The following is a 13,454-nucleotide window of genomic DNA, read 5'->3' on the forward strand; positions in this document are numbered from 1 at the left end:
ATATCAAACGTTAAATCTTTTGCTGATCTTTTGCTTTATTCTTCAATCACGGTTCAGGCATGGGGAACCTTGTTTGGTATTGTTTTATATGAAGCTTTTCTGAAGCTACTAGCTATACGCAAAAAATAGTCGACTTACTCGAAGGCTGAATTTAATAATTCTGTATTCTCGTGAATGTTGCCGATAACTTTAAATTCACCAAATAATATTATAACGCGGGAGTATATTATTAAATACTTTTCAATAGTCAACTTTGAAATGCTACGAAGATTAAAACTAATCTTTTCCCAACGCCTTAATCGCAGCGCGGACATTTTTGTGTTTGCTCAAAATAGCTGAGGCCTCTTCTTCCTTTACACCACATTCCTCCATGATCATTTTCACTCCCCTATCTACCAGCTTTTTGTTTGAAAGTTGCATATCCACCATCTTATTCCCCTTTACCCTTCCAAGTTTGATCATGACAGAAGTAGAAATCATATTAAGCACCAGCTTTTGTGCAGTTCCCGATTTCATTCTGGTACTTCCGGTGACAAATTCTGGTCCCACCTCGACTTCAATTGGAAATTGGGCAGCTTTTGCCAGAGGGGAATTTTTATTATTAGTGATGCATCCCGTGAGCAGACCATTCTCTGTAGCATCCTTTATTCCTCCTATTACATAAGGCGTCGTACCAGAGGCAGCAATTCCCACCACTACATCTTTTTCATTTATATCAAATGCCTTTAGATCTTCCCAGGCGCGGGAGACATTATCTTCGGCGTTTTCCACAGCTTTTCGCAAAGCAATATCACCTCCGGCAATCAATCCTATGATTATATCATCAGAAACTCCAAAGGTGGGAGGACATTCTGAAGCATCCAGCACTCCTAATCTTCCGCTGGTGCCTGCGCCTATATAGAATAATCTACCTCCTTCCTCTATTTGTTTTACTATGACATTCACCAGGGCTGTAATCGCAGGTATTTCCCCTTCAATGATCTCCGGAACTGTTTTATCTTCTTTATTGATATTAATGAGCAATTCAAAAGTGCTCATTTTTTCCAAATGGTCATAACGGGAAGCCTTTTCAGTAGTAGGTTTAGTTTGCTTCATTTAACTAGGTTAATTTTCTGCAGGAATAAATCCTGAAAATAATGTTTTTGGTTCTTTTGCTTTTTTGTAGGGCGTCCAGTCAACTTCCGGGCTGGGAAAAAAATGAACTCCCATCTCGTTCAATCGTTCTCCATGAACCGATACACGACCTGTGAAATCTAAAAAATCACGTTTGCTTTCAGAAGTCCAGGCCACTTCAGCAACTGCCAGAGTTCTTGGCCAAAAGCGATCATCCATCATTTCATCATTCAAAACATGTTCGGTCCATACAGGAGCTTCCACTCCAATTACACTTGAGCTTTTTGAACTAAAACTATATACATCTTCTATAGAAACCCCATCTTCCTTGCACCAATTGAGGGTGTTTTCCTGTCCCGGAGTATTGGCGTGATCAAGATAAAAATTGGTGCAAATAGACTCTATGACTTGCACATCTACCACACTTTCCGTTTTACCATGCCATTGCTGGCTAATTAATGAACTACTCACAGAGGCCTTTGTAACCTCTTCCCAGCCAATGGTGATTTTTCCATGATGTTGCACAATAGAATCGGCTTTTACTACAAATGTCTCATACAATGGATCCTCGATCTCATCACCCCCGATATGAATCCAGGGTCCTTTCGTGATTTGTGCAAGTTCACCAATAACCTCAGAAACAAAGTCATAAGTTTCCGGTTTTTCAAGGCAAAATCTACTCCATCCCACTTCATATCCTGAATAAAGCTCAGGGGGAGTAGCAAGTTTTGGATCTATATTCGAATTTTCCGGACAATTAAGTTCGGGATAGGATACCAGTGCAGAATAAATGTGCCCGGGAATATCAATTTCAGGAATAATTACAATATTTCGTGCTAAAGCATAATCCTGTAATTCCAGGTATCCCTCTTGTGTTAAAAACCCTGAATTCCCTCCTTTTACAGATCCTTTAGAGCCTATTTCGGTTAATTTAGGTTTGCTTTTTATTTCAATTCTCCAACCCTGATCATCCGTTAAATGTAAATGAAGCCGGTTTAACTTATACAAAGCCATCCGGTCTACATGGTCTTTGAGATATTCCAGTCCGAAAAAACTGCGGGCAACATCTACCATGGTACCACGCCAGCTATATTTTGGCTGATCTTCGATGTGTACCTGCCGGAGGAAAATTTCGGTTTGAGAAAGTTGTTTCCGCTCTATTTCTGCAGGAAAAAACTGTCTTAAAGTTTGAATCGCATAAAATAAACCGGCTTCAGTAGCACTTTTAAGAGTAACCCCATCATTATCTATATCAAGAATATATCCTTCTTTCCCAAGTTGTTCCTCCAGGGCTGAATCTGTAATTAACGCCCAGTTTCCACAAGAATTCCCCTGCGTCTTTTCGGCCTTAGCATTTGCTCTTTTCAGCAATTCCTGTAACCAATTTGCTGCTTTTTCACTTCCTTCATTAAAACAAATAGTATTTGCATTTGGTATTTTGTACATATTCTCACCCCAAGTGAGAGTTTGAGGTAAAGGAATAATTGCAGGTGGTGATCCTTCAGCGATAATTATATTATCAGAGGATTGGAATCCCCCACACGATGAAAAAAAGATTGAAACTATTAAAATTAAGGCTGGAAATTTATAATATAGTGATTTCATAAAATTGGATGGTTATATTAGTCTTTATAATAAATCTAATCCTGAAAAAAATATGAGGTAATTCAATCCTCATATCGGTTTTCTATTTCAGTTTGGGCGATGTCTGTGATTAATCCCGCTAATTTTTGAGCAATAGCAGCAAAGAATTTTTGGCCCTTTTCTTTTGTGGCTTTTTTTGGATTTCCTATTCCGGTATCCACGGTTACCATAGACCAATTTCTTTCAGACCAAGCCCAGCCTTCGCGTATTCCTTTTATTCTGGATTTTCGCTCTTTTCCTAATCCTGCTTCCTCCAAAGGCAAGACCAGATCAGGCCTTAAATGCAGCATCAGGCTAGTTTCCATTTCGTCAGCATGATCTCCGGATTCTTCAAAAAAAGCGGATTTATCAACTATTTGAAAAAAATTAGTCGTTACAAGAAGCATCTTCGTGAATTTCAATCCTAATTCCCTTAAAAGGGGTTTAAAACCATTTCCTCCATGGCCGTTGAGCAGAATCAATTTTAAAATTCCCTGCCGGTTCAGTACTTCAATAACATCAGAAAGAATAGCAAATTGGGTACTGGGATTCAAATTGATATTCAGGTCAATATCTTTCTGGCCTGTATTTACTCCGAAGGGAATATTGGGAAGAATCATCGCTTTTGTTCCAAGCCCCCATGCGCGCTTTCCGGCTTCAGCTGCAATAGCTTCTATTTGATAATTATCTGTTGCATAAGGCAAATGGTAATTATGTGCTTCGGTGGCACCCCAAGGCAAGACTGCCACTTCAACATCAAGCTTTTTTATAGCTTTCCAGTTGGTTTCTGCCAGTATATAGGGTCTCATTTTTTTCTTATTTTATATCCATATGATGCGTAATACAGTATAAACAAATAACAAGGGATTAAAATCCAATAAGCAGTTTGCGGATTCAGGCTATCAGCTAAGGCTCCGTAAAGCAGCGGGATTATCGCTCCACCAGCAAGGGCCATAATTAAAAAGGATGCTCCAACTTTGGTGAATCGTCCTAATCCATCGATGGCCAATGGCCAAATTGCCGGAAATACCAGGGCATTTGCCAAACCTAACAAGGATATCAAGAGAACTGAAATAAATCCATCGGTAAAAATGGCTCCCAGACCAAGTACCATCCCCAGTATTGCAGAAACTTTCAAAGCTTTTTCCTGGGTTATAAATCTTGGAATAGCATAAATTCCAATTATATATCCCACTATCATGGCAATTAAAGTATAGGTGGTAAAAAATTTGGCCGTAGTAAAAGGAATTCCCTGTGACGCGCCATAACTTATTACTGTATCTCCAGCCATTACCTCGACTCCAACATAAAGAAACATGGCCAGGGCACCTAACAACAAATGTGGGAATTGAAAAATACTTTTCTTATTTATATTGGTCTTTGCCAGGGTTTCATCTTCCTTATCGGTATCGATTTCCGGCAATGACGAGAAATAAATAAAAATGGCAAGCAAAATAAGTACCCCCATCATAATTAAGTAAGGCGCTACCACTCTTTCGGAAAGCAGATTTAAAGCCGAAACTTTTTCTGCCAGGTTCATGGTTTTCAATTCTTCTACCAGCGCATCAACATTTTTTAAAGCTATTGCACCAAGGACAATAGGCGCAAGAGCTCCGGCAACTTTATTACAAATTCCCATTATGCTAATACGTTTGGCTGCACTTTCTATTGGTCCTAAAATAGTGATATAAGGATTGGCAGCAGTTTGTAAAATTGCCAAACCTGTACCCTGAACAAATAATCCAAGAAGGAATAATTGATAAGTTCTTGTATACGCCGCAGGTATAAAGATTAATGCTCCTACCGCCATAACCAGTAGCCCCAGGGACATTCCTTTTTTAAAGCCGGTTACTTTCAAAATCCAGGCCGAAGGAAGTGCCATCACCAAATAGGAAATATAAAATGCTGTTACCACAAAGTAAGACTGAAAGTTATTTAGCTCACAGGCAATTTTTAAATAAGGAATAAGTACCGAATTTAACCAGGTTACAAATCCAAAAATAAAAAAAAGAGCTCCAATTATAATAATTGAGCGGTTGGTAGTGCCCGGAGATGCGGGAGCTTTTACTTCAGCCGTATTTGAATTTGACATGCCAGTTGTTGGGTTTTTAATGAATAATTACCAGGAGGTTTATTGAAATTTTCAATTACAGTTGATTTTAGATCACTTTTTATTCCTGTTTTTGTAAATTTATTAATGCCGCAGACCCCAGAATGGAAACATTAAAGGTTTCTGAAGGTGCTATGATCAGTTTCTTAGTAACCCTTTTAAAAGGGAAAGAATCAATTTTATTTTTAAGGGAATTTTCAAAAAATGAAAATGATTTGCTAACCGATCCACCAAAGAAAATAGCTTCAGGAGAAAGAACATTGATGATTATCCTTATGGCATTTCCAAGATGAGTCCCGTATTCTTCGAATATTTTTAAAGCATCAGAATTTCCCTTTTGAGCCATTTCATGAACTTCTCTGCCTTCCATGTCATATTGAGACTGAAAGAACTTTCCGCTGCAATAATCTTCAATTGTTTTATCCAAATAAGGAATATCTGCAAGCTCCCCGGCACTTGAAAGCGTTCCGGAATAAAGCTCATGATTTATTATGATCCCTGTTCCAAAACCGGTACCCAATGTAATTCCTACAAGGTTTTTATATGCTTTCCCTTTTCCATATTTTTTCTCACCCAGGGCAAAAGTATTTGCATCATTGGTAATTCTTACTGGTTTTTTAAAATGATCCTCCAGATGCGCTTTTAAATGGACTTCGTTCCAGGAAGGTATATTCCAGAGATCATAAATAATTCCTTTATCTTCATCGACCAGTCCAGGTACTCCTATTCCTATTCCTGAAAAATCAGAATCAGATATTTGTTTAATTCCCTGGATGATTTCTGTTACTATTTGGTCTTTAGGTGCGTTTGCCGACGTAGGGAAAATTAACTCCTCAATAACTTTCGAATCCTGCACAAGCCCTATATGTGTTTTGCTTCCTCCTATATCAATACCAATTATCTTATTACTCATAAACTTATTTAATATTTTCAGAAGGTCCCTTTTAAGTAAAGTTAAGGATATAGGGAATTATTCTAAAATTTCATTTATTTCAATATTACGCCAATAAACTTTAATACCACCACCATCATGAATTTGAAGAGCAATCTTACCATTTGCATCTCCTATTTTTTCATCTGTGAATTCCACCATTTTCTCACCATTTAACCAAGTGGTGACATTATCTCCTACAACCCTAATTTTCATTTTATTCCAATCTCCAAAATTCAAAACTTCCTCCTTTTCAGGATCTGGTTTTACCAACCAGCCACGGCCATAAGATTCGTAGATTCCCCCTGTATGTAGGTCCTGTGGAGCCACCTCAACCTGCCATCCGGATATCTTTGTACCATCAAGGCCTGAGCGAAAAAACACACCGCTATTACCATTGGCTTCCTGTAAAAACTCGAGGTTTAATTCAAAGTTTTTGTAGTTATCTTTAGTAGCTAAATAACCATATTCTTCATCGGGACCACTTTCTGCAATAAGCAATCCATCTTCAACATACCATTTTTCAGTACCATAAATTTCCCAACCGTCCAGGTTCTCCCCGTTAAACAGATTTGAAGTACCGGAAGTGTTACAGCCTATTGTAAAGGTAAGCACTAATAAAAGTGCGATTTTGATTAAATGCTTCATAATTTTCTTATTTTGATATTTTTAAACCAAGTAAAACTTCCGTGATCCTGAAGACCTATTAAACCTTTTCGAGCTGTTCCATAATCCGGAAAGTCTTTCCATTTTCCTTCAGTTTTTCTTTTTTCCCAGTCATCAGACCAAGGAACGAATTCAACTGTTTTTTTACCGTTTAACCAGTAGGTAACTTTATCTTTGGTAAATGTGATCCTGCTCGTATTCCATTCTCCAACTTCCTTTAGATCTTCTTCTTTATATTCGGGGTTATACATTCCGTAATCACCTCCAATTGATTGCCAGGGCTCCAGCTTATCAGGAAATCCTTTTTGATCAATTATTTGATATTCCGGAGCGACATAATAAGGTGCATCGTATTTTTCATCTTCCACAACATGATAAAATATCCCACTATTACCACCTTCTGAAATTTTCCATTCCAGTGATAGTTCAAATTCCCCGTATTCTTCTTTTCCATACACAATGTCACCTCCAATGTCCCCTCCTTGTCCCAGGGATTTCAAGGTTTCCCCTTCTATCACCCAACCTTCAGGGAGTCCGTCTTCACTGTTATAGGCCCGCCAGCCATCAGCATTGGCGCCATCAAATAAATACTGCCATTCCTCTTGCTGTTCTCCTGTAGCATTTTGTGACTTTTCTTTGTCCAGGTTCTCAGATTGTTTATTTTCATTTGCATTTTTACAGGCTGTAAATGAAGCAACCATTAAAAAGATCATTACAAGTTTTTTCATAAAAAAGGTTTCTAAGATTTAACAATTTTCATATTAACCGGATCCCAGTTAATAAATTTATTTTGGTAATAACTATCATTACATAGTAAAGCCGGAGCGGCGGCTCTGAAACCAAAAACAGGGTCTTCAACTACAGTTCCATTTGTCCTTATCGCATTGAAAAAATTTGCAAAATGATCGTAATGAGCTCCTTTATATCCTTCTTGCGCGGTATATACCGTTTCTAGTGGAGCAATTATTTGTTTTCGGTCGGTCTGACTATTTACACCTTCTTTTGCTTTTTCTGCGAAAAAGGGATCGTCACTGGCAACATTTGCATTCCGTTTCAAAACTACTTCGTCCCATTTAACATCCATAGAGCCCTTACTTCCCACAATTTTTAGATAAGTACTCCCACTTGTACCATCCACAAAATTGCAACGCAGGGATAAATTAAACGGAGGATGCTGAACGGTTTTGGGATAGTCAAACATTCCTAACAAAACATCGGGAACCTCTCTTCCATCTTTCCAATATCGCAAACCACCTGTAGCAGATACTTTATTTGGCCCTAGTGAATTTGTAATAAAATGCAAGCTTGAAAATAAATGTACAAACAAATCACCGGACATTCCGGTACCATAGTCAAGGTAATTTCTCCATCTAAAAAAACGCATTGCGTCAAAAGGACGTTTTGTTGTATTGGCTATGTACCTATTCCAATCAACTGTCTCGGGAGATGCATCTTCAGGTATAGTGTATTGCCAGGCACCTTCCGGGGAATTTCTTGCCCAAAACCCTTCAGCATAATTAATTTCCCCTATAGCTCCGGCTTCCAACAACTCTTTTGCCTTTTCATTTCCTAAAGAGGAAAGACCCTGGCTACCCACCATAAAAATCTTCCCGGATCCTTTCCAGGCGTTAATAAGATCCTTACCCTCTTCTACAGAATGTACCATAGGTTTTTCGCAGTATACGTGCTTACCCGATTTTAAAGCATCTATACTTATTTGTTTATGCCAATGATCTGGTGTCCCAATGATTACAGCATCTACATCATCTCTCTTAAGAATATCCTTATAGTCCTTTGTGACAAATACCTGCCCGCCCCACCTCGACTTTGCATCATCCAGTCTTCCCGAATATAAATCGCAAACAGCAATCATTTCAACATTTTGGTGAGATAAAGCTGTTTTGGCATCAGCTACCCCCATACCTCCCGCTCCAATTAAGGCCAGGCGTATTACTGTATTATTTGATCCAAGGTCTAATGAGGTTCTCTTAAGAAAATCTGCCTTTTTAACTTCTTTGGAAAATGCCGATGGCATAACAGCCGCTGCAGCAGTTGCTAATCCAAGATTCTTTAAAAATAATCGCCTTTTGTTTTCCATATCTAATATTTCGTAAATAGATTAAAAAAATTTAACCCGGGTAACTTTATTAAAAATTTCATTTATGTTTAATGTATTTCCATAAAAATTTACACAACAAATATAAACAAATAAAATAAACAAGAAAAAAATTTTATTTTTAAGAATTTAGAAATTATGACCTGATTTTTTTCTGAATAATTTATTTATATAGAAACACAACAGTATATCTAAAAAACTGAGTTCAACTTCCAATTCTGGATACGATGATTGGAGGGCCGAGATAAAAACCATTTCCAAATACCACCAAACTTGTTTGGCACATTTGCAACGCATCTTAAACTACCTTACCAATTATACCCCAAACAAGAGTGAGGCATTAATTTCATAAAGTAATTATACCACCCTTAGAAACTAAAGAAGCTTTTAGATTTTCAAAACAATATAGGTAAGGCCTTTATACAAGGCTTTGATTATTTATTGAACAACCCGCCAAACGAAAAATAAAAAGAGCTCGATGCCTTTTACAAAAGGATGCTTCGGTAAGACAATATATTTTTATATACCTCTTAATTGAAAATGTGCCACCGGACAATAATGCATCGGAAAGTACCATCCGCAATGTTGAGGTGAAACAAAAAAATATCCAGACAATTCAAAGTAGGACAAGCAGCACAGAGCTTTACCAAAATATGTTCTGTAATAGCCGTAACAATTAAAAACGAATAAAATGTCTCATCGTTAAATTGATCCTCAAATAAAAACTGATTAGTTTCTATTTTCTTATTTCAAAAATATTATCATATCTTTTAGTTTTTAATAAAATATTTTATTTAATTGCCTTAAAGTATCAAAACACATTTACTAGTTATTATTTAGTTTTTTCGATATTAAAAGTGGAAGTTTTAGTCAAAATGACAGATATTTTCCAATACCTCTCAAATTGACCTTAACACCAATTCCGATGGTCGGTACCGCAACAATCCAGAATATTAGATATAAAATTCTAATTAGAAGTTAAAATGTAACTGTTAATTTATAAACAAACAGTTCCATTAATTTTTCAGGAACCAAAACAGCAGGAGGCTCTTCAGTAAAATGATTTAAAACAAATCAAGTACAAAGCTTTCTTTTTTAAAAAATTTAATTAAAGTCTATAGGTATGAAATTATTTTTCACTTTTGTCCTGTTTTGTATAGCAAATATTTGTTTTGGACAAACTGATACTTACGGAATTTTTGAATACAATAAGGATATAGGTAATCCTAAAATAGCAGGTGGGGCTCAATATGACACCAATTCTCAAACATTTACATTATCTGGAGCAGGCTATAATATTTGGTTTGAAAGAGATGAATTTAATTATGTATTCAATCAAATAGAAGGTGATTTTATTATCACTGCCAATTTTCAATTCATTGGCGAAGAAAATGATCCTCATAGCAAAGTTGGGTTGATGATTAGGGAAGCCGAAGAGGAAAATGCTGCTCATGTAAGCGCTGCGTTACATAGGGATGGATTAACGGTGATGCAGTGGCGTGAGCTGAAAGGTGCTTTTATGAGAGATTCACAAGATGAAATTTTTGCCCCTAAAACCAATTATGGAATCCTGCAGTTAGAGCGTTCCGGAGAAGAAATTATCATGCGCGCAGCCCATTTTGGAGAACCTCTTCAAACTATTGGTTCTCATAAAGTTGACAACCTTCAAAATTCTGTTTTAGTAGGCTTGTTTATTACATCTCACGATGAAAATTATCTTGGGCAGGCAAAGGTTTGGAATGTTCGAATTGATAAACCAGTTCTGGATGATACAAACCCAAATATTTCTGGAGATATTGGGTGCAGACTGGAAACAATGAATGTATTGAATGGAAAAAGAATGGTGATCTATGAAAAGAATGACTGGTTTGAGGCCCCAAATTGGATGCCAGACGGAAAGAAGCTGCTTTTTAATATGGATGGACTATTATATACGATTCCAGTAGAAGGTGGCCAAATATCCCAATTAAATACAGGTTTCGCAAACAGGAACAATAATGATCATGGGATCTCATTCGATGGAAAATTATTAGCTATAAGTCATCATCGTGAAGGATTACCAGGTGGAGGCTCAACAGTGTATGTTCTTCCAATTGAAGGAGGAACTCCGCAGCTTATTACTGAAGAAACTCCTTCTTACTGGCATGGTTGGGCGCCAAACAATAAAGAAATTCTTTATGTGGCTACAAGAAAAGGGAAACTCACTTATGATATTTATAAAAAAAATATCAAGGGAGGTGATGAAATCGCCCTCACTAATACAAAAGAAGGAGAACATGTTGATGGATGTGAATATTCTCCGGATGGAAAATATATCTTTTATAATGGAAGTGCCTCAGGAACAATGCAAATATGGCGCATGAGACCTGATGGTTCCAGAAAGGAACAAGTTACATTTGATGCAAATAATGATTGGTTCCCTCATATCTCCCCAGATGGAAAATGGATCGTATATATTTCATTTCCTTCAGATATCCCGGTGAATTCACATCCTTCCTATAAAAGAGTTACCCTGAATTTAATTTCTGCCGCAGGTGGACCTCCAAGAGTGATCGCATATTTATATGGAGGACAAGGAACCATGAATGTTCCCTCCTGGTCTCCTGATAGTAAACATATTTCATTTGTTAGTAATTCTGGCAAAAGAGATTAACTATCATTTTGAAGTAATATTGCTTTAATAATTTAAAAAAACTTTTCTCAAAAGCAATTTAGAGTGTTGTTAATTACAGAAACTGACTGCTGGCACCATGAATCTATTAGTACGGAAATTGAAGCTAAAAATGAATTAGCTGCCGCCGCCCACTAATAAAAACAGTAACGGAAATGCTCAAATCAAAAGTTTAAATTTTAATGTTTCAGAGGGAGCACTCCTGAAGAACTTTTTTCTAAAATAAATGTTTGCTGATCATTTACTTTTTCTTCTTCAATCAGTATTTAGCACCCAACCAGTAACCGCAGAAATGTCCGGAAGAATATCTTAATCCAAGACCTATAAAAAAACTATATTTGTAGCCATAAAATTTATGGCGCTGTTTAAGGGCCACTCACTTTGAAAATGACAGATGAAGAACATACGTAACTTTTGTATAATTGCTCATATTGACCACGGTAAAAGCACCCTGGCAGACAGATTGCTGGATTTCACCGGCACTGTTACCGACCGTGAAAAACAAGAGCAATTGCTGGACAGCATGGATCTTGAGCGCGAACGCGGGATCACGATAAAGAGCCACGCGATCCAGATGAATTATACCTACAAAGGCGAAGAGTATATTCTAAACTTAATAGATACCCCGGGACATGTGGATTTTTCCTATGAGGTATCCCGGTCCATCGCGGCTTGTGAGGGTGCTTTACTAGTTGTGGATGCTGCCCAAAGCATCCAGGCACAAACCATTTCCAACCTTTATCTTGCCCTTGAAAACGATCTTGAAATTATTCCGGTTTTGAATAAAATAGATCTTCCAAGTGCAAATCCCGAGGTGGTTACAGATGATATCGTGGAATTGCTTGGTTGCAATAAAGACGACGTTATTCCTGCAAGCGCGAAATCCGGAATTGGTATTGAAGAGATCCTTTCAGCTATTATTGAGCGTATTCCACCTCCCACAGGAAAACCTGATGCACCTTTAAGGGCATTGGTATTTGATTCTGTTTACAATCCCTTTAGAGGAGTTGAGACCTATTTCCGTGTATTTAACGGATCTATAAAAAAAGGCCAGCAAATTAAATTTGTGGCTACAGATAAAAATTATTTTGCAGATGAGGTTGGAACGCTTCGGTTAAAACAATTTCCGCGTCAGGAAGTTAAAGCCGGAGATGTAGGCTATCTTATCACGGGGATTAAAGATGCCCGGGAAATAAAAGTAGGTGATACCATTACCGATGCAAAAAATCCCACCACCGAGGCTGTTTCAGGTTTTGAAGACGTGAAACCGATGGTTTTTGCAGGTATTTATCCTGTAGATACTGAAGAATTTGAAGATTTGCGTTCCTCCATGGAAAAATTACAGCTGAACGATGCGTCGCTTGTTTTTATTCCTGAAAGTTCTGCGGCACTTGGTTTTGGATTCCGATGCGGATTTTTGGGAATGTTACACCTTGAAATCATTCAGGAAAGGCTGGAGCGCGAATTTGACATGACCGTGATCACTACGGTTCCCAACGTTTCTTATCACGCCTTTACCCATAAAAATCCTAACCAGGTAATCCTTGTTAATAATCCTACAGATCTTCCGGAGCCTTCCAGCCTTGCGCGGGTGGAAGAGCCTTATATAAAGGCCAGCATTATCACAAAATCAGATTTTGTAGGTCCTGTGATGTCCTTATGTATTGAAAAACGTGGACAAATCACAAACCAGACCTATTTAACCCCGGAACGGGTTGAACTTAATTTTGATATGCCGCTGGCAGAAATAGTTTTCGACTTTTACGACCGGTTAAAAACCGTATCCAAAGGCTATGCTTCTTTTGATTATTCCCCAATTGGAATGAGAGCTTCAAAATTGGTAAAAGTTGATATCCTGCTTAACGGAAGCGTTGTAGATGCACTTTCAGCCCTGCTTCACGTGGATAATGCTTATGACATTGGTAAAAAAATGTGTGAAAAACTAAGGCAATTAATCCCAAGACAACAATTTGATATTCCAATACAGGCAGCAATTGGCGCTAAAATTATTTCCAGGGAAACCGTTAAGGCGCTTAGGAAAGATGTTACTGCTAAATGTTACGGAGGGGATATTTCCCGGAAAAGAAAGCTTCTGGAAAAGCAGAAAAAGGGTAAAAAACGTATGAGGCTGGTTGGAAATGTTGAAATTCCGCAGGAAGCATTTATGGCCGTTTTAAAATTGAATGATTAAGGAATACTCCAAATAGACAAAAAGCATACCCTC

At 37.6% G+C, this 13,454-nt stretch carries 11 protein-coding genes; 3 read left to right on the forward strand and 8 right to left on the reverse strand.

Annotated elements, in window-relative coordinates:
• Positions 1–276 precede the first annotated feature (276 nt).
• From murQ to ACKGJN_RS02765, 8 genes are all read right to left on the reverse strand, one after another.
• Positions 277–1,095: an N-acetylmuramic acid 6-phosphate etherase gene (gene murQ, locus ACKGJN_RS02730; protein WP_409537893.1), complete on the reverse strand. Its 819-nt coding sequence runs from the start codon at positions 1,093–1,095 to the stop codon at positions 277–279.
• 9 nt (positions 1,096–1,104) lie between these two features.
• The gene (locus ACKGJN_RS02735; RefSeq protein ID WP_409537894.1) at positions 1,105–2,718 is read right to left on the reverse strand and encodes a beta-N-acetylhexosaminidase; all 1,614 of its coding nucleotides are present in this window, start codon (positions 2,716–2,718) and stop codon (positions 1,105–1,107) included.
• Between the two features lie 62 nt (positions 2,719–2,780).
• On the reverse strand, positions 2,781–3,545 hold the full coding sequence (locus tag ACKGJN_RS02740) for a creatininase family protein (protein WP_409537895.1): 765 nt from the start codon (positions 3,543–3,545) through the stop codon (positions 2,781–2,783).
• Positions 3,542–4,828 (reverse strand): sugar MFS transporter, encoded by a 1,287-nt coding sequence (locus ACKGJN_RS02745; RefSeq protein WP_409537896.1) that lies wholly within the window; start codon positions 4,826–4,828, stop codon positions 3,542–3,544. The genes ACKGJN_RS02740 and ACKGJN_RS02745 overlap by 4 nt, the downstream gene beginning before the upstream one ends.
• Before the next feature lie 79 nt (positions 4,829–4,907).
• Positions 4,908–5,759 (reverse strand): ROK family protein, encoded by an 852-nt coding sequence (locus ACKGJN_RS02750; protein WP_409537897.1) that lies wholly within the window; start codon positions 5,757–5,759, stop codon positions 4,908–4,910.
• Positions 5,760–5,816: 57 nt separating this feature from the next.
• Entirely contained in the window at positions 5,817–6,425 is a 609-nt protein-coding gene (locus ACKGJN_RS02755; RefSeq protein WP_409537898.1) for a 3-keto-disaccharide hydrolase, read from the reverse strand.
• On the reverse strand, positions 6,422–7,171 hold the full coding sequence (locus tag ACKGJN_RS02760; protein ID WP_409537899.1) for a 3-keto-disaccharide hydrolase: 750 nt from the start codon (positions 7,169–7,171) through the stop codon (positions 6,422–6,424). The genes ACKGJN_RS02755 and ACKGJN_RS02760 overlap by 4 nt, the downstream gene beginning before the upstream one ends.
• Positions 7,172–7,182: 11 nt before the next feature.
• A complete protein-coding gene (locus ACKGJN_RS02765; protein WP_409537900.1) occupies positions 7,183–8,541 on the reverse strand; it encodes a Gfo/Idh/MocA family protein in 1,359 nt (452 codons plus the stop codon).
• Positions 8,542–9,023: 482 nt separating this feature from the next.
• Between ACKGJN_RS02765 and ACKGJN_RS02770 the strand changes: the two genes are divergently transcribed.
• The 3 genes from ACKGJN_RS02770 (at position 9,024) to lepA (ending at position 13,421) form a co-directional block, all read left to right on the forward strand.
• Positions 9,024–9,239: an IS66 family transposase gene (locus ACKGJN_RS02770; protein ID WP_409538373.1), complete on the forward strand. Its 216-nt coding sequence runs from the start codon at positions 9,024–9,026 to the stop codon at positions 9,237–9,239.
• 443 nt (positions 9,240–9,682) lie between these two features.
• A complete protein-coding gene (locus ACKGJN_RS02775; protein ID WP_409537901.1) occupies positions 9,683–11,212 on the forward strand; it encodes a TolB family protein in 1,530 nt (509 codons plus the stop codon).
• 412 nt (positions 11,213–11,624) lie between these two features.
• A complete protein-coding gene (lepA, locus tag ACKGJN_RS02780) occupies positions 11,625–13,421 on the forward strand; it encodes a translation elongation factor 4 (protein WP_409537902.1) in 1,797 nt (598 codons plus the stop codon).
• Positions 13,422–13,454: the final 33 nt, after the last annotated feature.

The sequence above is a fragment of the Gillisia xinjiangensis genome, assembly GCF_046298265.1.
Taxonomy (GTDB): Bacteria; Bacteroidota; Bacteroidia; order Flavobacteriales; family Flavobacteriaceae; genus Gillisia; species Gillisia xinjiangensis.

What these genes read in the sequence shown, in the direction of transcription:
- murQ (WP_409537893.1), bottom strand. Translation starts at nt 1,095, where the DNA reads ATGAAGCAAACTAAACCTACTACTGAAAAGGCTTCCCGTTATGACCAT.
- ACKGJN_RS02735 (WP_409537894.1), bottom strand. Translation starts at nt 2,718, where the DNA reads ATGAAATCACTATATTATAAATTTCCAGCCTTAATTTTAATAGTTTCA.
- ACKGJN_RS02740 (WP_409537895.1), bottom strand. Translation starts at nt 3,545, where the DNA reads ATGAGACCCTATATACTGGCAGAAACCAACTGGAAAGCTATAAAAAAG.
- ACKGJN_RS02745 (WP_409537896.1), bottom strand. Translation starts at nt 4,828, where the DNA reads ATGTCAAATTCAAATACGGCTGAAGTAAAAGCTCCCGCATCTCCGGGC.
- ACKGJN_RS02750 (WP_409537897.1), bottom strand. Translation starts at nt 5,759, where the DNA reads ATGAGTAATAAGATAATTGGTATTGATATAGGAGGAAGCAAAACACAT.
- ACKGJN_RS02755 (WP_409537898.1), bottom strand. Translation starts at nt 6,425, where the DNA reads ATGAAGCATTTAATCAAAATCGCACTTTTATTAGTGCTTACCTTTACA.
- ACKGJN_RS02760 (WP_409537899.1), bottom strand. Translation starts at nt 7,171, where the DNA reads ATGAAAAAACTTGTAATGATCTTTTTAATGGTTGCTTCATTTACAGCC.
- ACKGJN_RS02765 (WP_409537900.1), bottom strand. Translation starts at nt 8,541, where the DNA reads ATGGAAAACAAAAGGCGATTATTTTTAAAGAATCTTGGATTAGCAACT.
- ACKGJN_RS02775 (WP_409537901.1), top strand. Translation starts at nt 9,683, where the DNA reads ATGAAATTATTTTTCACTTTTGTCCTGTTTTGTATAGCAAATATTTGT.
- lepA (WP_409537902.1), top strand. Translation starts at nt 11,625, where the DNA reads ATGAAGAACATACGTAACTTTTGTATAATTGCTCATATTGACCACGGT.